21 protein-coding genes and 1 pseudogene are annotated in these 24037 nt (G+C 39.0%); 9 read left to right on the top strand and 13 right to left on the bottom strand.

Translation table 11 applies throughout. The features are described 5' to 3' along the window. The 4 genes from ACWITO_RS01230 to ACWITO_RS01245 all read left to right on the top strand — a co-directional run. Positions 1 to 282: CHAT domain-containing protein (locus ACWITO_RS01230; RefSeq protein WP_448528191.1), on the top strand; the 282-nt coding region annotated here is incomplete at its 5' end. Positions 283 to 438: 156 nt separating this feature from the next. Next, positions 439 to 1914: an IMP dehydrogenase gene (gene guaB, locus ACWITO_RS01235; protein ID WP_448528231.1), complete on the top strand. Its 1476-nt coding sequence runs from the start codon at positions 439 to 441 to the stop codon at positions 1912 to 1914. A gap of 4 nt (positions 1915 to 1918) precedes the next feature. Next, positions 1919 to 2473, top strand: coding sequence for a hypothetical protein (locus ACWITO_RS01240; RefSeq protein WP_448528192.1), 555 nt, complete (start codon positions 1919 to 1921; stop codon positions 2471 to 2473). Positions 2474 to 2532: 59 nt separating this feature from the next. Next, positions 2533 to 3231, top strand: a complete 699-nt coding sequence (locus ACWITO_RS01245) for a CoA transferase subunit A (protein WP_448528193.1) — start codon at positions 2533 to 2535, stop codon at positions 3229 to 3231. A gap of 41 nt (positions 3232 to 3272) precedes the next feature. Here ACWITO_RS01245 and ACWITO_RS01250 read toward each other — a convergent pair whose 3' ends face one another. The 7 genes and pseudogenes from ACWITO_RS01250 to ACWITO_RS01280 form a co-directional block, all read right to left on the bottom strand. Beyond that, the gene (locus ACWITO_RS01250) at positions 3273 to 5390 is read right to left on the bottom strand and encodes a S9 family peptidase (RefSeq protein ID WP_448528194.1); all 2118 of its coding nucleotides are present in this window, start codon (positions 5388 to 5390) and stop codon (positions 3273 to 3275) included. A 30-nt stretch (positions 5391 to 5420) separates the two neighbouring features. Then, positions 5421 to 6683 (bottom strand): diaminopimelate decarboxylase, encoded by a 1263-nt coding sequence (gene lysA / locus ACWITO_RS01255; protein WP_448528195.1) that lies wholly within the window; start codon positions 6681 to 6683, stop codon positions 5421 to 5423. A gap of 76 nt (positions 6684 to 6759) precedes the next feature. Next, positions 6760 to 7011 (bottom strand): annotated as a pseudogene (locus ACWITO_RS01260) (HepT-like ribonuclease domain-containing protein). Between the two features lie 89 nt (positions 7012 to 7100). Then, positions 7101 to 7385, bottom strand: coding sequence for a nucleotidyltransferase family protein (locus ACWITO_RS01265; RefSeq protein WP_448528196.1), 285 nt, complete (start codon positions 7383 to 7385; stop codon positions 7101 to 7103). Positions 7386 to 7397: 12 nt separating this feature from the next. Further along, positions 7398 to 7958, bottom strand: a complete 561-nt coding sequence (locus ACWITO_RS01270; protein WP_448528197.1) for a Uma2 family endonuclease — start codon at positions 7956 to 7958, stop codon at positions 7398 to 7400. Positions 7959 to 7963: 5 nt separating this feature from the next. After that, positions 7964 to 8521, bottom strand: coding sequence for a peroxiredoxin family protein (locus tag ACWITO_RS01275; protein ID WP_448528198.1), 558 nt, complete (start codon positions 8519 to 8521; stop codon positions 7964 to 7966). Positions 8522 to 8573: 52 nt separating this feature from the next. Beyond that, positions 8574 to 13169 carry a PAS domain S-box protein gene (locus ACWITO_RS01280; RefSeq protein ID WP_448528199.1) on the bottom strand — a complete coding sequence of 1532 codons (4596 nt, stop codon included), beginning with the start codon at positions 13167 to 13169 and terminating at the stop codon, positions 8574 to 8576. Between the two features lie 386 nt (positions 13170 to 13555). Here ACWITO_RS01280 and hutG point away from each other — a divergent pair, with 386 nt between their 5' ends. After that, a complete protein-coding gene (gene hutG / locus ACWITO_RS01285) occupies positions 13556 to 14563 on the top strand; it encodes a formimidoylglutamase (protein WP_448528200.1) in 1008 nt (335 codons plus the stop codon). Here hutG and ACWITO_RS01290 read toward each other — a convergent pair. From ACWITO_RS01290 to hisIE, 5 genes are all read right to left on the bottom strand, one after another. Next, positions 14550 to 15647, bottom strand: coding sequence for a glycosyltransferase family 4 protein (locus ACWITO_RS01290; RefSeq protein ID WP_448528201.1), 1098 nt, complete (start codon positions 15645 to 15647; stop codon positions 14550 to 14552). The two genes, hutG and ACWITO_RS01290, sit on opposite strands and share 14 nt — an antisense overlap. Positions 15648 to 15796: 149 nt before the next feature. Next, complete coding sequence (locus tag ACWITO_RS01295) at positions 15797 to 16687, bottom strand: class I SAM-dependent methyltransferase (RefSeq protein WP_448528202.1); 891 nt, start codon at positions 16685 to 16687, stop codon at positions 15797 to 15799. Continuing rightward, complete coding sequence (gene dprA / locus ACWITO_RS01300) at positions 16684 to 17805, bottom strand: DNA-processing protein DprA (RefSeq protein WP_448528203.1); 1122 nt, start codon at positions 17803 to 17805, stop codon at positions 16684 to 16686. Before dprA ends, ACWITO_RS01295 begins: the two co-directional genes overlap by 4 nt. A gap of 51 nt (positions 17806 to 17856) precedes the next feature. Further along, positions 17857 to 18597, bottom strand: coding sequence for a 3-oxoacyl-[acyl-carrier-protein] reductase (gene fabG, locus ACWITO_RS01305; RefSeq protein ID WP_448528204.1), 741 nt, complete (start codon positions 18595 to 18597; stop codon positions 17857 to 17859). Positions 18598 to 18659: 62 nt separating this feature from the next. Further along, on the bottom strand, positions 18660 to 19268 hold the full coding sequence (gene hisIE, locus ACWITO_RS01310) for a bifunctional phosphoribosyl-AMP cyclohydrolase/phosphoribosyl-ATP diphosphatase HisIE (RefSeq protein WP_448528205.1): 609 nt from the start codon (positions 19266 to 19268) through the stop codon (positions 18660 to 18662). Between the two features lie 195 nt (positions 19269 to 19463). Here hisIE and hisG point away from each other — a divergent pair, with 195 nt between their 5' ends. From hisG to ACWITO_RS01330, 4 genes are all read left to right on the top strand, one after another. Then, positions 19464 to 20321: an ATP phosphoribosyltransferase gene (hisG, locus tag ACWITO_RS01315; RefSeq protein WP_448528206.1), complete on the top strand. Its 858-nt coding sequence runs from the start codon at positions 19464 to 19466 to the stop codon at positions 20319 to 20321. Positions 20322 to 20361: 40 nt separating this feature from the next. After that, positions 20362 to 21657: a nucleotide sugar dehydrogenase gene (locus ACWITO_RS01320; RefSeq protein WP_448528207.1), complete on the top strand. Its 1296-nt coding sequence runs from the start codon at positions 20362 to 20364 to the stop codon at positions 21655 to 21657. A gap of 106 nt (positions 21658 to 21763) precedes the next feature. Continuing rightward, positions 21764 to 22198 carry a PAS domain S-box protein gene (locus ACWITO_RS01325; protein WP_448528208.1) on the top strand — a complete coding sequence of 145 codons (435 nt, stop codon included), beginning with the start codon at positions 21764 to 21766 and terminating at the stop codon, positions 22196 to 22198. 37 nt (positions 22199 to 22235) lie between these two features. Then, positions 22236 to 22898: a hypothetical protein gene (locus ACWITO_RS01330; RefSeq protein ID WP_448528209.1), complete on the top strand. Its 663-nt coding sequence runs from the start codon at positions 22236 to 22238 to the stop codon at positions 22896 to 22898. On the opposite strand, the gene tsaD is transcribed toward ACWITO_RS01330, so the two are convergent. Next, entirely contained in the window at positions 22899 to 23903 is a 1005-nt protein-coding gene (gene tsaD / locus ACWITO_RS01335) for a tRNA (adenosine(37)-N6)-threonylcarbamoyltransferase complex transferase subunit TsaD (RefSeq protein ID WP_448528210.1), read from the bottom strand. It lies immediately after the preceding gene. Positions 23904 to 24037: the final 134 nt, after the last annotated feature.

Genomic DNA, 24037 nt, shown 5'->3' on the forward strand with positions numbered 1-24037 from the left:
GTAGTGCTTTCTGCTTGCGAAACAGGCTTGGGCGAAATACGCAATGGTGAAGGGGTTTTCGGCTTGCAAAGAGCCTTGCAAGAAGCGGGTGCCAAAAGCGTGCTGATGAGCCTTTGGAAAGTTGATGACGCCGCCACACAAGAAATGATGACACTTTTCTATGAAAATATGCTCCTCAAAAAGCAAAACAAACGCACTGCTTTCCAAAATGCCCAAGAAACAATGAAAAAGAAATACAAAGAACCCTACTACTGGGGAGCTTTTGTGATGGTGGGAGAGTGAGAAAAGAGAGGGGCTAATAGCGATGATGTCGCTCTAAGCGACATCATCGCTTGCTTTGAGAACTTTGGTTAAAATATTTTTACCGATTTATTTGTTTTCGGGTGCAAAACACTCTAAATTTGCGTGGCAAATAAAGAACCCTTTTATTTGCCTTCTATGAACGCTTTTGAAAACAAGTTCCTCTTTGAAGCACTCACCTACGATGATGTGCTTCTGCTCCCTGCCTATTCCGAAGTATTGCCTCGTGAAACCAACTTGCAGACCTTCCTAACTCGCACCATTCGGCTGAATTTACCGATTATTTCGGCGGCTATGGATACGGTTACTGAATATAAAATGGCTATTGCCGTAGCTCGTGAAGGGGGGATTGGTTTTATTCATAAAAATATGAGCCTTGAAGCCCAAGCCGAGCAAGTTCGCAAAGTAAAACGCTCGGAAAGTGGAATGATTATTGACCCTATCACCCTTTCCGAAAATGCCATAGTAGCCGATGCTTTGCGTATTATGAGTGAGTTCAAAATTGGGGGAATTCCCGTAGTTGATGAAAACCAAAAGCTCAAAGGTATAGTTACTAATAGAGATTTGCGTTTTCAGAAAGATACCTCACGTGCCGTTGCCGATATAATGACCAAAGACAATCTGATTACTGCCCAAGAAGGCATTACGCTTGATGAAGCCGAAGAAGTTTTGCAAGAGTATAAAATTGAAAAGCTACCCATTGTTAGTAAAGATGGAAAGCTCGTGGGACTGATTACGTACAAAGATATTATTCGCCGAAAAGATTTTCCCAATGCCTGCAAAGATGAACTCGGCAGGTTGCGTGTGGGAGCGGCTCTGGGAGTTACGGCAGATATTTTGGAAAGAGTAGAACTGCTCAAAAATGCAGGCGTTGATGTAATTGCCATAGATACTGCTCACGGACATTCCAAAGGTGTTATTGATACGCTAAAAAAAGTAAAAGCCAAATTTCCTGAAATGCAAGTAATAGTAGGCAATGTTGCTACAGGCGAAGGAGCAAAGGCTTTGGCTATGGCAGGAGCCGATGCCGTAAAAGTAGGTGTGGGTCCAGGCAGTATTTGTACCACACGCGTAGTGGCAGGAGTTGGCGTACCGCAACTATCGGCAGTGTTTGAAGCCTATAAAGCCCTTAAAGATTTGGGCGTGCCTATTATTGCAGATGGCGGTATTCGCTACTCGGGCGATTTGGTAAAAGCCCTCGCAGGAGGAGCAAGCAGTATTATGATTGGCTCACTTTTGGCAGGTACAGATGAGTCGCCGGGCGAAGTAGTGATTTTAGAAGGTAGAAAGTTCAAAACTTACAGAGGTATGGGTTCGCTGGAAGCTATGGAAGCAGGCTCCAAAGACCGCTATTTCCAAGATGCCGAAGACGACATCAAAAAACTTGTTCCCGAAGGTATTGTAGGGCAAGTGCCTTACAAAGGCACCGTTTCGGAAGTTTTGTACCAAATGGCAGGCGGCTTGCGAGCAGGAATGGGCTATTGTGGAGCTAAAACCATACAAGATTTACAAGAAAAAGCCCAATTTGTAAAAATTACTACCGCTGGCGTGAAAGAAAGCCACCCTCACGATGTTATCATTACTCGCGAAGCACCCAATTATAGCACCAAATAGCGTTATGAACAACAAAAAACAAATTGCTCTGCTTTTAGGAATACTCATTATTCCCGCTTTTGTGTTTCTCTTATTTCAAGGTTCTTTGAAAAACTATTACAATTTGCCCAAATTGAGCCAAGAGGGTTCTGATAAGCCTTTTCAAGTACAAACTGCACTTATTCCCGAAAAAAATGCTTTTTGGGTGGTGAGTTTGGATAAAGAAAAAACCACCATCAGCGATAGTTTGTACAATATTTTTACTCGCATTAGTGAAAAAGAGGACTTAAAAAAGTTTATCGCTGAGAAACTCCCCAACTTTCAGGTAAAATATCTGGTTTTAGGAAAAAACCTCTCTAAAACAAGTCCCCATATTGTTTTCAAGGAAGATACAAACTCGGCTGAAAGTTATCTGCTCACAAAAACAGGTGAAGCAGTTCTCATTGATAATGAAGGATTTGTAAGAGGAAAATTCTCCCTAATCGGCAAAGAGCAATATCTCAATGGCGAAGAAATTGAAAGGTTGATTACAGAAATTAAGGTTTTGGTGGAAGTTGTGGCTAATCCGAAGAAAAAATGAGACTAAACTTTTGCCAAAAAGCCAAGTTTTTTTAGCTTTGCTTGCAAACAAGAAAAATTATGGTAAATAAAGTCATAACCAATCTGGACGAAGTAATCGCCAAAATTCCTGATGGAGCAGTATTGATGTTGGGTGGTTTTGGTTTGTGTGGCATACCCGAACATAGCATTGCGGCACTTCTGAAAAGTGGCGTAAAAAATCTGACTTGCATTTCCAACAATGCAGGTGTAGATGATTTTGGCATTGGTCTGCTCCTAAAAACACGCCAAGTGAAGAAAATGATTTCTTCGTATGTAGGCGAAAATGAAGAATTTGAAAGACAACTTCTCAGTGGTGAATTGGAAGTAGAACTTATCCCACAAGGTACACTGGCAGAGCGTATCAGGGCAGGCGGAGCAGGCATTCCTGCGTTTTTCACACCTGCGGGAGTAGGTACGGAAGTTGCTGAAGGCAAAGAAGTAAGAGAATTTGACGGCAAATTGTACCTTATGGAGCGTTGGCTCAAAGCCGATTTTGCTCTTGTAAAGGCTTGGAAAGGAGATACAGCAGGAAATTTGATTTACAAAGGTACTGCCCGCAATTTCAACCCAATGATGGCAACTGCCGCCAAAGTTACCATTGCCGAAGTAGAAGAGCTTGTTCCCGAAGGCGAATTAGACCCTAATTATATCCATACACCAGGCATTTATGTAGATTATATCTATCACGGCAAACATTACGAAAAACGCATAGAACAGCGTACAATACGCCCCGCATAGTAAAAAAGCCCTTTCAAAAAGGGCTTTTTTCAAAAAATGGCTTATTCTTTTATCCCCAAAATCTGCAACATAAAGGCATAATTGAGTGCAGTTTCCTTAATAGCCTGAAACCTACCTGAGGCTCCGCCGTGTCCTGCGTCCATATTGGTATAAAGCAAAAGCATATTATTGTCGGTTTTCATTGTTCGTAGTTTTGCTACCCATTTCGCAGGCTCCCAATACTGCACTTGCGAATCGTGCAAACCTGTGGTAACAAGCATATGCGGATATTTTTGAGGCTCTACTTGGTCGTAAGGCGAATACGAAAGCATATAGATATAGCTATCAATATTTTTCGGGTTGCCCCACTCATCAAATTCGCCTGTGGTTAGGGGTATGCTTTCATCAAGCATTGTCGTAACTACATCAACAAAAGGTACTTCGGCAATAATGCCTTTGTACAAATCGGGACGCATATTGGCAATAGCCCCCATAAGCAAGCCACCTGCACTGCCTCCTTCGGCAAAAAGTTTTTCTTTGGAAGTGTATTTATTTTCAATTAGGTAAATGGAGCAGTCAATAAAATCGTAGAAAGTATTTTTCTTTTTGAACATTTTTCCATTATCGTACCAAGCCCGTCCCATTTCTTGCCCTCCGCGAATGTGGCAAAGTGCATAAACAAAGCCCCTATCCAATAGGCTCAGACGTGAATAGCTGAAATAAACGTCCATACTTGCTCCATACGAGCCATAGGCATATTGCAAAAGCGGAGCGGAGCCGTCTTTTTTCGTGTTTTTATGATAAACAATAGAAACAGGAATTTTAGCTCCATCGCGAGCCTCTACGTAAATGCGTTCTACGATATAATTTTTAGGGTCAAATTTACCGCCCAAAACTTCTTGCTGTTTCATTAGCTTTTTGGTGCGTTTTTCCATATCGTAGTCGTAAATGGAATTAGGAGTAGAAAAAGAGGTGTATCCGTATCGCAAAATTTTGCTATCAAAATCAGGATTTACCGAAACATAAGCCGTGTAGGCAGGCTCACCAAAATCAAGATAATGCTCACTTTTATCTTTCCAACGGATAACACGTAAATTCAAAAGCCCTGCTTTTCGCTCACTTACTACCAAAAAATCTTTGAAAATTTCAATATCTTCCAAAAAAACATCTTTCCTATGCCCTATCACCTCTTTCCAAGCGGAAACATCATCAGTTTTCTTGGTAGAAGTTTCCATAAGTTTGAAATTGGGGGCGTTGAGATTGGTTACAATGTAAAATTTATCCTCAAAGTGTGAAACGCTGTACAGGTGGTCTTTTTGGCGAGGCAAAAAAATCTTAAAATCGCCTTTGGGTTTATCAGCTTCCAAATATCTGACTTCGGAGGAAAGCGTACTGCTGGAAATAATCATCAAATATTTTTCAGATTTACTTTTACCAATATAACAGCTAAACTGCACATCTTTTTCCTCGTAGATAAGTTCATCTTTACTGCTATCTGTGCCAAGCGTGTGCTTGTAAATCTGAAAAGCCCGAAGTGTTTGCAAATCCTGACGGCTGTAAAAAAGTGTTTTGTTATCATTTGCCCAAACAATATTTCCCGTAACGTTCTGAATTACATCAGTTAGCATTTTTCCTGTGGAAAGGTCTTTGAAATACACATTGTAAATTCTTCTGCCTACGGTATCGGTGGCATAAGCCATTATTTGGTTGTTGGTAGAAATACTTAATGCTCCAAGTGCAAAATATTTTGATTTTTTAGCCAGTTCGTTTTGCTCTATCAAAATTTCCTCTTTGGCTTGCAAAGAGCCTTTCTTGCGGCAGTTGATAGCATATTCCTTGCCTTTTTCAAAGCGTGTATAATAATAGTAACCTCTGTACTTGTAGGGCAAACTTTGGTCATCTTCTTTGATACGGCTTTTAATTTCCTCAAATAGTTTCTCACGCAAGGCTTTGCTGGGAGCAAGCATTTGCTCCAAATATTCATTTTCGGCTTTGAGGTATGCGATTACTTCGGGATTTTCTCTTTCGTTGAGCCAATAGTAGTTATCAATGCGTTTGTGTCCGTGAGTGATAAGTTCTTTGGGCTTTACTGCCGCCTTGGGGGGCAAAGGTTGCTGTGGGTTCTGACTTTTCGCCTTCATAAACATACACAAAAGTAAAAAAAGACCGATATGTTTCATACTTCATTAGTTTGTGAGTTCTGTGAAAAATTAAATTTCTTGCAAATTTTCGGCAAATTGCTCAAAGTTTAATTCCACCTGATTTTTGAGAATATCTTCCAGAGTTTCTGCTTTGCGAATAAGGTAGGGCTTACCTTCGTAAATTAACACTTCGGCAGGGCGAGTGCGGGCATTGTACTGCGAACTCATCGTAAAACCATAAGCCCCTGCATTTTTGAGAGCTAAAATATCATTTTCACGCACTTCGTTGAGCTTTCTGTCCCAACCAAAAGTATCCGTTTCGCAAATATAGCCCACTACGGTATAAACTCTTTGGGGAGCAAGCGGATTGGAAACATTCACAATTTCGTGGTAAGCATCGTACATCATTGGGCGAATCAGGTGGTTTAACCCTGAATTTACACCTACAAACACCGTGGCAGGGGTTGTTTTGATAACATTCGTTTTTACAAACAAATAGCCCGCTTCGCTTACCAAAAATTTTCCCGGTTCAAACCACAACTCCAACTGCCTTCCATAATTTTGACAAAACTTTTGAAAAGCAGAGCCTAATTTTTTACCTAAATCAGTAATATCCGTAGTAATATCGCCTTCTTTGTAGGCTACTTTGAAGCCACTCCCAAAATCCATAAATTCCAAATCAGGGAAATCGGTGGCAATTTCAAAAAGAATATTTGCCGCTTGCAGAAAAACATCAGCATCTACTATATCCGAGCCTGTGTGCATATGCAAGCCTGTAACACGAATGTTGTAGGTTTTTATTACTCGCAAAAGATGTCTGCTTTGCAATACTGAAATACCAAATTTGGAATCTATGTGTCCTGTGGAAATTTTGTGATTGCCACCTGCCAAAATATGCGGATTGAGCCTTATACAACAAGGCACACTACTACCGTAAGTATGCCCAAATTGTTCTAAAATGGAAATGTTATCAATATTGATAACCACTCCCAAACGCACCGCTTCCTGAATTTCCTCAAAGCTGACACAATTGGGTGTAAAAATAATTTCTTGTGGCTCAAATCCTGCTTTCAAACCCAAATATACCTCCTGAATGGAAACCGTATCCAGCCCTGTGCCGTAGTGCTTAAAAAGTTTCAGCACAGAAATATTATTGAGGGCTTTACAGGCATATTTAATTTTCATTGGCACACCTAAAAAAGCCTTTTGCAAGCTCTCCACTTGCATTTTCATTTTTTCGGCATCGTATACGTACAGGGGCGTACCAAACTGCTCGCAAAGCGAAAGTACATCAATGCTCTGAATGTAATAACGACTATCTATGAGTTGCATAGCTGATTGGAATGGTTATTAAAATTGATTTTGGGAAATTTTTAAATTTTGCTAAACAATTTAGCTATTGGCAAATTCAAGAAATATCTGCAATAATTTTTTCAAATTCTTTTTTTAGTTTAGGCAAATCGCAAGTTGCGGTTTGCCACACTAAACTTATAGTAATGCCAAAGTATTGATGAATTAAAATATCTCTCATATCCGCCATTTGCCTTCAAGGAATTTGAGGATATTTTTCCCTAATTTCTTTTGAAATATTTTTTACTGCTTCACCAATAATTTCTAACCTCCTAATTACAGCATCCTGCTTTTCAAAATTTTTTTTCAAATTCCTCCTCCGAAAGATTTAATGTATACTCTTGAATTTTGAGAATACTATCTAAAATATCCTCAAAGAACACAGTAACATTTCTTTTTTTAGCCATAAATTCTAATCTCTTCGGAAAGTATTTCTTGCCTCAATCTCGGCTTGATAGCTTTGTATTCTACCAAATCTACCTTGCTTTTGAGAAGTTCTTCCAACTCATATTTTAGAGATAAAAATTCTATAAGCCCTATTTTAGTATCAAATTCAACTAAAATATCTACATCACTCCTTTTTGAATTTTTTCCTCTTGCTACCGACCCAAAAATACCTGCCTTTTTGATTTGATACTTCATCAAAATAGGTTTAACTTTTTCTTGGACTTCAATTAAATTCATAAGCAAAAAATTCTATGAAAACTCTACCTTCCAATACACTTCTTTCAATGCTATCTCACAAGTTCCAAACAATATTTTTTCATCAGCACTCTGACTGATATGCAATAGCCAATCCTCGCCATTGCGTTTGTAACTCTTGATTTGCATCTTTCGGCTATCTACCAAATGATATTCCTCCAAACTTTCCAAAGAAAGATAGCAATCTAATTTCTCATTGTTATCGCGTATTGCCGTTGTAGCAGAAAGAACCTCTATCACAATACTTGGGTTTAGCAGTGCCAAAAGACCTTGATGTTCCTCGTATTCGGGTTTCTGACAAACTATCGTAACATCAGGATAAAAATAACTATCACATTCAGGCACTTTCAAAAGCATATCGCTGGGAAATACTATGCAATCTTTGAAGCGTAAGCAGTTATTAAGCAAAGTTATCAAGTTACCCACAATAATATTATGCTGTGGGCTTGCTCCTGCCATAGCAATTACTTCGCCTGCATAATATTCGTGTTTGCTTGCTTTCTGGCTTTCAGCAAGTAAGTAATCTTGAATAGATGTTTTAGTTTCAATTTGCATAAATTTTACTTTCCTGCTTTGGCAAGTTCAATCATTGCCTCTATTTCAAGGGCAGTGGCATCAGGCGAGCCATTATAGCCTTCGGAAGCAAAGCGAATGTTGCCTTGGGTATCTACCACAAACTTCATAGGAATACCCATAACGCCAAATTTACCCGCAACCTCGTCATTTTCATCAACGAGTACGTTAAAATCATATTTTTTCTTTTCTATAAACCTTTTGAGTCGTTCTGTACGATTGCGAGGCTCTTCGCTGGTGGCAATAAAAAGAAAAACCACATTGTTATCATTTTTGTATTTATCAGCGGCTTTTTTCATACCCGGAAAAGATGCCACGCAAGGTCCGCACCAAGTAGCCCAAAAGTCTAAAACTACTACCTTCCCTTTCAAATCGGAGAGTTTTACATTTTTGCCATCTAAATTTTTAAGTTCAAAATCAGGAGCGGTAATGCTTCGTTTGAGCATTTTTTTACTTACTTCCCTTTTGGCACTTTCCAAATCTTGGGAAAAAGCCAGCACAGAGCTTACCAGTAGTGAAATGACGAGAATAAGAGTTTTTTTCATAAGATTTAGATTTGATTTTCAGATAATTCAATAATATTTGTGCCAAGAAACATTAGCGTTCAATCGTGAGCAAGGCACTGCCACGTCTTACATACAGAGCCACACCTGCGAGCATATTATCCACTACAATCGGCTCAATCATATAACGCAATTTACTACGCTTCTCTCCTTTACCAAAAATATGTTCGGTTTCGTAAGGCTGTCGGGTTTGTAAGGCGTGGTACCAGTCTTTGCGTATATGAGCAAGGTCATCGGCATCGCTTTCAAAGAGGCTTGTCCAAGGCATACCTTTTTTGATAGTAATGCCATACAAATTATGAAAAATCACCTCCATTTTAGTATTGAAAAGCACAATTCTCTCGTCTTCATCAACCGCCAAAATACTTTCTTTGGATTTTTCAATAATTTGCTCACTAATAACGAAAGTTTTATCGGAATTGTATTCTACCACTGCGTTTTTTTCGGTTTCTTCCATTTTAAGCATTACCAAATCAAGCATAGAAGTAATGAAACTTTGCTCCTCCAAAGTCCATTCGCGAGGGGTACGTATATGCTCGCAAGTCAGCATACCTTTGAGTTTATTGCCAATGCGAATTGGATAAATGAGCATAGAAGTAATACTTGCCTCTGCCAAATAGGAAGGGGTAAGTTCTTTGGTTATAGGGCTAATTTGTGCAGGGTACGCAATAATGCAACTTTCTTTGTAAAGATTTTCAAAGAAAATAGGGAACTGCTCTTGCGACATTTGCATACCTTCCAGATGTATGTTTTCCTCCTTTACAAACAAATCTATACAATTGAGAGCCCCATTCTTAAACTCCCAAATACTCACTCTTGGAATAGTAAGCGTTTCGGCAATAGCTTTATTGATTTCGGCAGCGTACTCTTTGATGCCTACTTCTTGCAATTTTTGAGAGCCAAGCAAGGTAAGTGTTTCAATTTGCTTACGCAAACGCTCTTTGCTGGCAAGGATATTCTCCTCTGCTTTTTTCTGCTCGGTTACGTCTTGGTACGTACCAATAATACCAATTACATTCCCTTCGGTATCTTGAAAAGGTACTTTACTTACTTTGAGCCAAGCTGTTTGTCCGTTGGCAAGCTGACGTGTTTGAAGCACATCAAGTTCAGGAACACCTGTTTCCATAACTTTCTTATCGCTACGGATATACATTTCGGCTTCTTCTTGGCTTGTCCAAATATCTAAATCTGTTTTCCCGATAATATCCTCAACATTTTTTGCTCCTACCATTTGCAAGAAACGGCGGTTGCAACCCAAAAATTTAGACTCTCTATCTTTCCAGAAAACACTTTGGGGCAAGGTATCAATAATTTTTTGTAAAGTATCCTTAGATTTTTGTAGAGCATCGCTGAAAGCCTTCTGCTCCGAAATATCACGAATAGCAAAAATGCGGATACGCTGGTCTTCAAAAGCAACTACTCTTCCGTGAATTTCTATGGGTACTTCCAAGCCATCTTTACGGATAAGCACTCCTTCATAAGGCTTATCGTAGCCAAGTTGCATATTGATAACCGAGAGAGCTTTGGTTTCGGGGGCAAAGAAATTAAAGAGATACTGCCCTGCAACTTCATCGGCACCGTAGCCTGTAATTTTGGTAAAGGCAGTATTCACCTCCCTGATATATCCTTTTTCGTGAATGATAATCGCTTCGTGGGTGGAGTCTGCAATGGCTTTGAGGCGGTTTTCGCTTCGCTGGATTTGCAACTCAACTTTTTTGATAGGAGTAATATCTTGGGTAAAAGAAACGCCACCAATTACATTTCCCTCGGCATCATAGAGCGGATTGTAATAGCGTTGGAAAAAGAACTCATCTTTCAACACTTCTTGCTCTACTTCCTTGCCTTTTACTTTTACCTTTTTCTTTTCAAAAACTTTGAAACCTTCGGTGTAAGAAAACGCTCCCTGCTCAAAAAGACGTGTAAATTGCTCTTTGAGTAATTGAGGCAACTCCTGACGCTTGAATTCAAAATCGGTAAAGAGGTTCATTCCTACTTGGGGGCGTTTGCCTGTTTCGTTAAGTATAAACTCTGCCCATTTCTCATTAAAAGAAAGAATATTGAAATTTTTATCTATGGAATAAATTTCATCGGTAGTGCTATCCAAGATTGCTTTCATACGCGAGTTACTCTCCTCTATTTCGTGAAGCATTTTTTGTTTTTCTGTAACATCACGCATAATGGTGGCAATCGCCGTAATATCGCCTTGTGCATTTTTAATCGCCACAATATTACCACTCATAAAAGCGGTTTCATTGGTTTTCAGGTTAATCATTTCCAATTCACCTTCCCAGAAACCATTATTTTTTACACTTGGAATAACCTCTTTCTGAACTTTTTCCCAATTTTTTTCAGCGAAAAAGTTTTTGAAATACAAACGTTTGGAAAGATAATTATCCGCCCCGAATAGTTGTTGTCCTACTTTGTTGGCATAAATAATCTCTTCGTTAGGGTTCATCATAATTACAAAATCTGTGGCATTTTCCACCATTGCCACAAACTTTTGCTGTTCTATTTGTTGTTTTTCAAGGGCATCTCTTTGGATACGAATTTGCTCTTCAATACGCTTTTGGCGAGTAATATCCTGCATTGTACCATACACAATGGCAGTTCTATCAGAATTTGGCTCCAAAATACGTTTCACAGAAATCACTACATCTCTAATATCACCATTGGCACGCTTCATTTGGTACTCAAAAGTGCTTTCATAGTTGGGGTCTTTGGATTTGATAGCTTCCGCAATTTTAGCATTTACCAGCTCAATATCTTTCTCCACAACAAATTTCTCCATAAATTTCGCCGAAGGCATACGATAGCCTCCTTCCAAATCTTTGCTGGTACGCAAAAGTTCATAGAGTTCGTCTGTGGCAATAATCATCTTACTTCTTACATCTAACTGCCAAGGTGCCAGCGAAGCCAAGCGTAAGGCTTCTGATAGTTGAGCTTCTTTTTCACGAAGTTCAAGAGTTTGTTCTTGGATTTGTTGCTCCAAGTTTTCCTTCATTTTTTCAAGCTCTCTTTGGCTTCTTTCAGCTTCTTTTTGGGCTCTTTCAAGTTCTGCAAGGTTAGCCCTCATCGCTTCTTCTTGGGTACGCAACTGCTCTGTTGCCTGTTGCGATTCCAACAAGAGTGTTTTTGTTTTTTGTGTATTCTGTACAGAGGCAAAAGTAGAAGCAATGTTTTCAGAAAGCTTTTCAATAAAGGCTATTTCATAATCTTCAAAATGTTTGAAAGAAGCAATCTCAATAGCTCCATACACATCGTTGTTGTAGAGCAAAGGAACAACCAAAAGATGGCGTGGGGGGGCATCGCCCAAGCCCGAACTGATTTGCGTATAGTCTTCGGGAAGTTTATCTAAATGTAAAATATCTTTTTCTAAAACAGCTTGCCCTACAAGCCCCTGCCCTACTTCTATGCGAGCTTCTTCGTACTTTCTACGATTGTAGGCATAAGCGGCTTTGAGTTCTAGAAACTTATTTTCATTTTTATCTTCAACCATCAAGAAAAGCCCCCCCTGTTCTGCTTTTACATACTTGACAAGGTTGGAAATAACAGCATACGCAAGGTCGTTTAGATTTTCGTAATTCTCACGCAAAATATTCACAAAAAGGGTAAAACCTTCGTTAGCCCAGTTGCGGCGGCGGTCTTCTTCGGCTACTCGCAAGAGGTTTTCACGCATATTCAAGAGGGCAAAGCCCAAAGCATCTTTCTGACTGCGAACTTGGAAAGGATATTCAAATTTGCCCTCTCCGATATTTTTTGCAAATTCGGAAGTTCGCTTCAAGTTGCTGGCAAGCATATTGATATTGCTGGCAAGCACCCCTATTTCGTCCTTTCTATCATAAATAACCTTCTGATTTACATCTCCCGAAGCTATTTCCTGAGTAACTATGGCTACTTTATCCAAAGGCTTAATGAAACGATTGCTGAAAAACACATATCCCACTATCAAGAATGCCACCACAAGTATAATGATGAAAAAGATAGTTATCTGAATACCCGTTTGCGTTGCTGTATATTCAGCGATGAAAAGCGTAGTAAGTTCATTATGAACACTTTGAATATTGGCAGTAGTTTCTACCATATTGATATAGGCTTTCTGCACGGTCGGATTTTCTACCTTTTCAATCGCTTTAATCGCCACAGGAATTTCTTTGATAAGTGTATCATTTACTTTCTCCTGTTTGGTAGCGGTCTTGAGAACAGTACTATCCAATTCCACAATTTCATTGAGAATTATATTGAGATTTTTCTTGTAAAGTTGCCAATCATCGCGAAGTTTGTTGAATTTTACAATTTGCTTCGTTCCTGATACGGGTTTAATAGTAACTTCATTAGTAAAAATAACCACCTTTCTCCCTTTGGAAAGAATATCCAATTTGTCATCATACTCCATAATCAGGTTTTGCAGAGCAAGTTTATTTTCAGCATCTCCACCAATCACCAGACCTGCTCGGTAAGGCATTTGTCCAAGTATTTTTTCTGCTTCACGCGAAAGCTCTACCCGGGCGGCATCTTGCCTGAGCAAAAAGCCCGAAAGCAACACGAGACTATAACCAATCGCTATGAGTATAATGGCAAAAAGGAAGAAAAAAGCTGTAATTCTTCTGATACTCCAAGATTTTACTTTCATTGCTTACAAAATTTTGCAGTTTCAAAGTAGGCTATCAAAAATAGTAGTTTTTTTTGTTACGAAAAAGAATTTGAGCATTTTTGTAAAAAAATCGTGATTGTTTAGGTCAAATTTGCAGTATAGAAACAGGAAACAAGATTGAGAACATTGGATATTTAGAGGAAGTATAATTTTTCCCCAAACTCTTGAACCTTCAAACGTTTTGAACATAAATAACAAAAAATCTTAACTTGTGCATTGCAAAACTTTGCTATTTTTGTAATCGTTTAGCCCTGATTTGCAATACAAACAGGAGATAGAGCAGTGAGTAATTTGTATTTGGTATCAAACTCCAAGTTAAAAGCATTTGAACCTCCAAAACTTGACCTTTTAACCTTTTAGCCTTTATGTATCGCAAACCGAATAAAAAAAATTGGACAGGCAGAGATGATATGCCTATTGATGGAGAACTGGGAGCAAGATGGCATCAGAAAGTAGAGCGTATCAATTTGGAAGAAGTAGATAAACTACCCCGACTGCTCGGTACGAGCAAAGGCTTTACTTTGCTCGGCTTTTGCTCTGATGAAGGAGTAAGACGTAACCAGGGCAGAATCGGAGCCGCAGAAGGTCCTGCTCAAATGCGAATACACCTTTCTAACTTGCCTTGGCATTTTGGAAAAGATGCTATTTTGGTAGATGGCGGAGATGTTTTTTGTCTTGCTAAATTTTTGGAAGAAGCTCAAAGTTTTTTAGGCGAAAAGGTTTTCAAGATTTTATATTCGGGCTACAAAAGTGTCTTGATAGGCGGCGGACACGAAATAGCTTGGGGGCATTATTTGGGCATTAAGAAATTTTTGCAAACACAACCTTCACGCAAATTGGGAATTATCAATTTTGATGCTCATTTTGATATGCGTGAAAGTCCTCAAAAACAATCTACTTCGGGAACATCTTTTTTGCAAATAGCCAACGATAGAAAAGCAAACAATGAGGATTTTTCCTATTTCGTTTTGGGTATCCAAAAGCAGAGCAATACACCCAAACTTTTTCAAACTGCACATGACTGGGGTGTAGAATATATAACTTCCGAAAAAATGGATTTTATGTTTATTCAGGATATTTATGCAAGACTTACCAAATTTATTGAAAAGCAAGATTTTTTATACATCAGTGTTTGCCTTGATGTTTTTTCGGCTTCTTATGCCCCAGGTGTAAGTGCCTTGAACGGCTTGGGCATCTATCCGACCATTGTAACGGACTTAATACGCTTCATCAGCCAAACAGGGAAAGTACTTGCCTTTGATATTGCTGAACTTTCGCCCAAACACGATACCGACGACCGCACTGCAAGACTTGCCTCTAATCTTGTTTTTACGTACATTGATGCATCAGTGGGTACATCTATCCAAGAATAGCTTGTTGTAATTTTTCTATTTGAAAAGGCAAATTATATTCTTTCAACATCTTGGCTCTTGCTTTTTTGCCCATTTCTTGGGCAATTTCAGGATTTTCAAGCAAGTAAATGATATGCTGTGCCATTGCAAGATAATCTCCTTCTTGAACCAAAAAACCTGTTTCTCCATGAGCTACTGCCTCTTTGATACCTGCGTGAAAGGTACTTACCACAGGCAAACCAACGCAAGAAGCCTCTAATACGGTATTAGGTGTGCCTTCTGTATCGCCGCGAGCCTCCGTAATAGAATGTTGAATAAATACATCAGCTTTGTGCAGTAGTTGAACGATTTGAGCAGAAGTTTGATAGCCCCAAAACCGCACATTTTTTTCAATGCCTAATGTCTTTACTAAGTTTTCAGCTTCCTGCCGAAGTTCTCCGTCCCCTACTATCCAAAATTGAGCTTCAGGAAATACTTTCAAAACTTCGTTGAAGGCTTTGATATTTAGCGTTGGAGATTTTTTGAATGTCAGCCTGCCTACTGAAATCACTATCTTATCATTTGGATAAATATTCTTTTCCGAAAATAGGTCAGGGTCTATTCCATAAGGAATATTCAGGATTTTGCGTTCGGGCAAATTAATGTTCATCAAGTTTTTTTTCATATCTTCCGAAACCACCACAATTTTTTTAGCTATCCGAGACATTTCTTGATAATAAGGGCTAAATTCCTGCAAAACTGCCTTATTGGAAGCATCAAATCCGTGAAAATGAACAACAAGATTTACATTTGCTTTCTGGCAAGCCCACATTACCCGAACCCCTGTAATTCCATATTCGGCAAGCAAATGAGTAATTTGTTTTTTTCGCAAGAATTTTACCAAATAGTGTGTATAGATTTTATCATACCAAGCAGGAAAAAATCTTTTGAGCAAAACCCTCAATGGCTCTGTCCATACACCTCCAAAAATACTTTTACCATTAGGTTCTCTATAAACCCACCAGCCTCCTGTCAGGCAGTAATCAGGCTTAAGCCCCTGAATATGATTTCTGATAAAAGTTTCAAATTTATTATCGGCATTGGGATAGGCTACGCATAGCTTCATATCGTTGGCTTTTGCAATTATTTACGTTCAAAAAATTCAATATTTGATGTTCAATCTCTCATTTTTTCTGCCTGAAATCTACTTTCTAAAATCCTGTTTCCTGCATCGTATTGCCTGTTTCCTTACTGCAAGCTATACCTAAACAACTACTATCTTTTTTGATAAATAGCCACAATTACACCACCATAAGATAAAATAGGTAACATTTTCACAAGCCAGCGGGTTGTTTTCCATATAATATCTGCCATAGCAGGTAACTTTTCTTTGAGCCACAACCGATATGCTAAACTCTTGTGAATAGGTTGCACTGGCTCTTTGAAAAATTTTACATCTAAATCAAACATACGAGCTACGTAGTGAAGGGAACTTTCTCGCCAAAGCAAGGTATGATGAGGTGGTAAATTGAGCGATTGATACGTATCTTTGGCATAAAGATAAGAATCGTTATTCGGAACACCTATGCACAAATACCCTCCTTTTTTAAGTGTTTGCAAGGCACTTTCTAAAAAAGTTTTGGCATCAGTTATATGTTCTAAAACCTGAAAAGCACAGACTGCATCAAATTTTTCTTGATTGGTTTGGCAAAAACTTTCAATACTTTCCGCCTGAACTTGCAAACCTTTTTTTTGAGCAAATTCAATAGCTTTCGGATTAAACTCTAAGCCTATCACTTCTCCTCCTTTCTCATTTTTTATTTTTTCTAAAAAATAACCATTGCCGCAACCTATTTCTAAAACTTTTTGCTGGGGTTTAATAAATTGCCAAGCTATCTCGTGTTCCCATTTCCAAGTTTGATAGTAACCTGTATATTTTTCTGATATTTCTGCGTAGAATTTTTCATCGCCCGCAATGGTTGGAAAATAAAAATTGATAGTAGAATCTTGCCCTTCACAAATTTGTATGTTTTGAATATTGGCAAAATACCTTGCCACATCAACACCTAAATTTTTTTGATAACTCTCAACAATTTGAGCTACTGAAAGTGTTTGAATAGGTCTTACGGGTTCATCAGGTACAAGTGGCGATTTTACAATACTCATACAAGAGATTTTTTAAGAGCGAAACGCTTACCGGGCAAAGCTACGATTAAATCTTTCATTTCTAAATCTAAAAGCACAACAGCAAGTTCGTTGAGCGAGTACGACAAGGCTAAACTTATTTCGTCAATGCTCGCCTGATTGCGTTCGGTAAGCAATTTCAAAATAGCTTTTTCTTTTTCAGATAGTTCTAAACTTTCCAAAGTTTTGAAAGCAATCTTTTGCTCACGTTTTTTGGCAATATCCCAGTTCATAATTTCGGCTATATCGTTTGCCGAAGTAACCAAATGAGCCAAGTTCTTGCGAATAAGCCAATGACAACCCTGTGAGGTTTCTTGCCACACGCTACCTGGTACCGCCCCTACTTCACGATTGTAGTCATTAGCGTATTGGGCTGTTACTAATGCACCACCTTTCTTTTTACTTTCAACTACCAAAACCAAATCGGCAAGTGCGGCAATAATACGATTCCGTGCAGGGAATCTGCGAGGGTCTAATTTGGTATAAAGAGGAGTTTCGGAAAGTAAAGCCCCTTCATTTTCAAGTATTTGCAAAGCCGTAGCCTGATGAACCGCAGGATACACCGTATCCAAGCCATTCGCCATAATACCAAGGGTTAAAAGTTTATGTTTCAGTGCCTCTCTGTGAGCCGCAATATCAATACCATACGCCATTCCGCTGATAATAAGCGGATTGTAGGGCTTGATTTCAGCGATAAATTGCTCAATAAACTCTCTGCCGTACTGCGTTGCATTACGCGTGCCTACGATGGCAATGTGTTTATCTTCATTCAAAGAGGTTACACCCTTCTGATACAACAAAATAGGAGCATCTTCTATTTGTTTCAGGCGTACAGGATAGTGGCTATCGGTGAAAAAAATCAGCTCTACATTTAGCTTTTGGGCATTATGAAGTTCTTTTTCAGCATCTTGGAGCAATTGGGTTTGCTTTCGTAAAAACTCCTCTCCTATTTTGCTTCCAATACCTTCTACTTTCAGGATTTGGCTTTTTTTTGCCTTAAAAACTTCCTCAGCTGTACCAAAACGAGCCAGCAATCTGCGAGCTATCACTCCCCCAATGCCTTCGGCTAAATGTAGAGCAACTTCGTATAGATTTGCCACAAAAAATGATAAGTTTCAGATTTTTATCAAAAAAACAAAGCCGCTACGTATTTAGGTCAGCATACCACCATCTACTTGTATCACTTGCCCTGTAATATAAGACGACATATCAGAGGCTAAAAATACACAGGCTTGGGCAACTTCTTCTGCTTTTCCTCCTCTTTTCAGCGGGATTTGATTGAGCCATTCTTCTTTGTTGGCAAGTTCGTGGGTCATTTCTGTTTCTATAAAGCCCGGAGCCACAGCATTGGAGCGAATATTTCGTGAGCCGAGTTCCAAGGCTACCGATTTGGTAAATCCAATAATTCCTGCTTTGGAGGAGGCGTAGTTGGCTTGTCCTGCATTGCCACGAATACCCACTACCGAAGTGATATTGATGATTGAGCCATTTTTAGCCTTCATCATTGGCTTCAAAACAGCTTTGGTAAGGTTAAAAACCGACTTCAAATTGATATTGATAACCTTATCCCATTGCTCTTCGGTCATACGCAAAAGCAAGCCGTCCTGGGTAATACCCGCATTATTGACCAAAATATCCACCGTGCCAAAATCCTGTAAAACCTGATTGACAAGTTCTTCGGCTTGTTTATAGTCGGAGGCATCGGAGCGATAGCCTTTGGCAAAAACCCCTTCGGCTTGCAATTCATTTTCCAAAGCCTGCCCTTTTTCTACACTAGAAAGGTACGTAAAGGCTACTTTTGCCCCTTGTTTGGCAAATTCTTTGGCTATGGCTCTGCCAATGCCTTTGGAAGCCCCTGTAATGAGGGCTACTTTGTTTTCTAATAACTTCATTGCTTCAAAAATTTGGATTTCAAGGGTTCAAAAATGTAAAAAAACTCAAAAAACGAAAAAAATTATTGCGTTTTTTTAAGATGCCTACGCTCTAAAACCTCAATCACTTGGCTCAAAGAAAGATTTTTGGCTTCTAAAAGTACCAAATAATGAAACAGTAAATCGGCGGCTTCACCCAAAAAAAGTTCTTGATTTTGGTCTTTGGCTTCAATAATCAGTTCTACTGCTTCCTCGCCCACTTTTTGTGCAATTTTATTGATACCTTTGGCAAAAAGTGAGGCGGTATAAGAGGTTTCAGGAATTTGATTTTTGCGTTCCCGAATTACATTTTGCAAGTATTCTAAAAAATGTAAGTTACTTTTATTTTGCTCATCAAAGCAAGTATCGGCTCCTGTATGGCAAACCACTCCTTGGGGCTCAGCTTTGATAAGAATAGTATCTTGGTCGCAATCTATGCGTATTTCTTTTACTTTCAGGAAGTTGCCCGAAGTTTCACCTTTTGTCCAAAGTCTTTGCTTGCTCCGACTAAAAAAGGTAACTATGCCTTCTGCAAGGGTTTTTTGATAGGCTTCTTCATTCATATACCCAAGCATCAAAACTTTTTGGGTATAAAAATCTTGCACCACAGCAGGCAAAAGCGTTTCAGCAGTCTTGAAAATAGGTGTATTCATAGGTTTCTCAATTGCCTTGCAATTTACAATTTTTTGCAATTCTACAAGATATACTTAATTTTGTGCGTTTGCTTGAAAGTATTTAGGACTTTCAGCAAAAATTTTGTTTTTTTTTTTGAACTTAAAACTTTTGAACTTCAAACCATTAAACCTAAAACCTTCTAAACATTTACAACTAAATCAATATACCTCGCTATGAGTATTTTACGCATCGCATTACAAAAGTCAGGGCGATTGAGCGAAAGTTCTTTGGCTCTTATCAAAGAATGTGGCATTGATTTTCAGAATGGCACAGGCAAGCTCAAATCCGAAGCAAGTAATTTTCCCGCCGAATTTCTCTTTTTACGAGATGATGACATACCCGGCTACGTAGCTGATGGAGTGGCTGATATTGGCATTATTGGCGAAAATGTAATGGTTGAAAAAAACCAAGAAGTACGCCTTATTGAGCGTTTGGGCTTTTCTAAATGTAGGCTTTCAGTGGCTGTTCCGAAAGGCAAAGAATATAAAGGTTTGCAAGATTTACAAGGAATTGATATTGCTACCTCGTATCCACGTATTTTGGGAAACTTCTTGCAAAAAAATCAAATTTCGGCTCGTATTCACGAAATTAGTGGCTCGGTTGAAATCGCTCCCAGCATTGGTTTGGCAGAAGCTATCTGCGATATTGTCAGCTCGGGCAGTACACTGATGAGTAATGGCTTGAAAGAAGTAGAAGTCGTTTTTCATTCGGAAGCTGTGCTTATTGGCAATCCGAATATTTCTGCTGAAAAACAGAAAATTTTGGAAAAATTACTCTTCCGCATACACGCTGTTCAGAATGCCAAAAAAAATAAATACATCTTGCTCAATGCTCCGAAAAATGCTTTGGATAAAATTGTGCAAATTCTGCCCGGAATGAAAAGCCCCACAATCTTGCCTTTGGCGATAGACGGCTGGTGTTCGGTACATTCGGTTATTCACGAAGATGACTTCTGGGAAATTATTGAAAGCCTCAAAGCCGCAGGAGCAGAAGGTATTTTGGTAGTGCCCATTGAAAAAATGATTCGCTAAACTGCAAAAACTTCCCAATTGAACTCCTGAAACTGCAATTATGACTATTTACAAACAACTTCTGGAAAAGCAAGCCAACTTAGCCGTAATTGGTTTGGGCTATGTGGGGCTTCCCATAGCTTTGGCTTTTGCCAAACAACTGAAAGTAATAGGTTTTGATATCAATGCCGAGCGTATTGCTATGCTCAAAAATCATCAAGACCCCAGTCGCGAGCTACCCAAAGAAGCCTTTGAGGGCTGTGATATTGAATTTACTTGCCAATTGGCAGATTTACACAAAGCTCAATTTTTTATTGTTGCTGTACCCACTCCTATTGACGAACACTGCCAACCCGATTTGAAGCCGCTACTTTCCGCTTCGGAAAGCGTAGGAAAAGTTTTGAAAAAAGGGGATTACGTAGTTTTTGAATCTACGGTATATCCGGGCTGTACCGAAGAGGATTGCGTTCCGATTTTAGAAAAATACTCAAATCTGAAATTTTGCGAAGATTTCAAGGTAGGTTACTCCCCTGAACGAATCAACCCAGGCGATAAGGAACACACTTTGGAAAATATTGTCAAAGTAGTTTCGGGTTGTGATGAAGAAAGTTTGGAGCAAATAGCCCAAGTCTATGAATTGGTAGTACGTGTAGGCGTGCATAGGGCAAGTAGTATCAAAGTTGCCGAAGCGGCAAAAATCATTGAAAACACCCAAAGAGATTTGAACATCGCTTTAATGAATGAGCTTTCTATTATTTTTGACAAAATGCAAATCAACACCTACGAAGTGCTGGCGGCGGCAGGTACCAAGTGGAATTTTCTCAAATTTGTGCCCGGACTTGTAGGAGGGCATTGCATTGGAGTAGATCCTTACTATCTCACCTACAAAGCCAAAGAATTGGGCTATACACCTGCCGTTATTTTGAGCGGTAGAACCATCAATGATGGAATGGGAGCATATATTGCAAAAAAAATAGTTCAGAAAATTATTCAACAGGGTACAAACCCCCAAGAAGCAAGAGTGCTTATTTTGGGTGTTACTTTCAAAGAAAATGTAAGCGACATTCGCAATACCAAAGTGGTGGATATTATCCGTGAATTGCAAGAATTTGGCTTACAGGCTCACGCAGTAGATTATATGGCTGATGAAAAAGAATTTGCTCACGAATACGGATTGCAATTACAACCTGAGCCACAGGGCAAATATGATGTTATTGTAGTAGCTGTCAATCATCAGAAATATTTGGCTTTGCAAGAAACAGATTTTTTGGCTTGGGCAAAAGAAAAAACACTTTTTGTAGATATTAAGGGCAGTTTCCGAAAGAAAATCAAGCAAATGAATTATTGGAGTTTGTAGCGAACAAAAGCCTTTGGCAAAGTGTTTTTTGAAAAAATACCAACAAATATTCATTGATTGGTGTGAAATTTGTACTTTGCAAACCAACAACAACGCATACTGCTTTATGGAAGATTTTGAGCTTATAGAAAAAATTGGCGAAAGGTTAGTTGATGAGCATTTGAGCATTAAGGAAGAAAATTTTCGCTTGAAGCAAATCATCAATAATGAACACATTGTGCCATTTGTAATTGATAAGAAGGGTTTTTTTATTTTACCAAGCAAATATGCCCTGAAAGCTATGGGCTTGCAAGCCAAAAAATTAAAAACTCGTAATGCTTTTGAATTTTTTGAAAAAAACCCAAAAGCCATTGAAAACATACGTCGAGCCTTGCGAGGTGAAAGTTTGGTAGATGTTCTGAAACTGGACGGCAAGTATTGGAAAGTAGCCTATCAGCCTACCTACGACGAACACAACCAAATTATTGGTATTACAGGGCTGAGTATTGATGTAACAGATGTTATTGAAAACGCCGAAAAAATCAAGAAAGCATTAGGATAAGTCTTGGGAATTTGATATTTTTGTCAAAACTGCATTTATGAAAACTTGCTCGTATTTGTTTATTTTTTGCTTACTTTTTCAATTTGCTTGGGGGCAAGTACAAAAGCCGAACCAAAGCAAACCTAATGCCTTGAAAGATGCCAAAACAAACCCTAACAAATCTACTCCACAAAAAAATACGATTGCCAAGCCTGAACAAAAAGCTCAAAAAGACACAACGAGAAAAAATAAAATCGTTAAACCCTACAAACCTCCTAAAAATCCTGCCGATTCTGCACTCACGTTAGAACAGCTTTTGGAACAATCTATTATCATTGATTCCACTTGTCCTCGTTGCAAAGGCTACAAACACGATAAGTTCTGCGACGGTTTGTATTGCTATGGAGGCAAATGCTCCGCTTGCAAAGGCTATCAAAAATGCATCCATTGCGATGGCACTATGTACAAAGAAAAAGTAGAATATCTCAAATTTGACCATCTAGAAGGTTGCCCCGAATGTACAGACGGCAAATGCCGCATTTGCAAAGGAACAGGACTTTGTGATAAATGTAAAGGTTCAGGCGTTATGCCTTGTAGTCGCTGTAAAGGCACAGGTCTGAAATCGCCTGAACAAATCAAAGCTGAAAAAATCAAGAAAGTAGAAGAAGAAAAACGCCGTATGCGTGAGCGAGAAGCCAAAGAAATGTTGAACGGCGGATAGTTAGATATCCCATCTTGCTAATGCCCCTACATTTTGTGAAACAAAGTCTTTTTGCAGATATTTGTAGTAAGCGGCAATGGCAATCATTGCGGCGTTATCGGTGCAATACTCAAAAGCAGGTATAAACACTTGCCAATTCCTTTTTTGAGCCTCCTCTTGCAATTTTTTTCGCAAATACGAATTAGCAGAAACTCCTCCCGCTATAGCTATTTGCTTGCAGTTCATTTCTTGGGCGGCTTTACGCAGTTTATCCAAAAGCATTTCTACGAGTGTATGCTGAACACTGGCACAAATATCGGGCAAGTTTTCCTCAACAAATTTAGGATTTTGAGCAGTTTGCTTTTGTAAAAAGTATAAAATAGCCGTTTTCACCCCACTGAAAGAGAAGTCCAAACGAGGCATTTCGCTTTTAGGAAAACTAAAAGCCAAAGGGTTACCCTTTTGAGCCAATTTATCAATCATAGGACCGCCCGGATAGGGCAAGCCCAGTAGTTTAGCAGTTTTATCAAAGGCTTCGCCTACGGCATCATCTTGGGTTTCACCCAAAACTTCCATTTGCAAGTAATCTTTAACCCAAACAATTTGCGTATGCCCCCCACTAACCGTAAGACACAAAAACGGAAAAGTAGGTTTGGGTTCATCAATAAAATGAGCAAGTACGTGAGCCTGCATATGATTGACCTCAATGAGAGGAATATCCAAAGCCAGTGCCATAGCTTTCGCAAAAGAAACACCAACCAAAAGCGAGCCTAAAAGTCCGGGTCCGCGTGTAAATGCAATGGCATTTAGCTCATTTTTGCTTACTTTGGCTTCTTGCAGAGCCGCTTCTACCACAGCTACAATATTTTTCTGATGCTCTCGCGAGGCAAGTTCTGGCACTACTCCCCCATATTTTTGGTGAATTTCTTGGCTGGCTATGATATTTGAAAGAATTTTGCTATCTTGTGCCACAGAAGCAGAAGTTTCATCGCAAGAAGATTCTATCGCTAAAATGTATGTTGGCATAGAAATTGAGCGTAAAATGTATGATGTTTTAGGTGGAAAGTTTAAGAGTTTGAAGTTTGAAGCTCTTACTCCTTTGAAGCCGAATAGGCTTTTGTTCAAAATATTTTCTATAACTTCATAATAAAGCAACAAAC

Source organism: Raineya sp. (genome assembly GCF_053497555.1).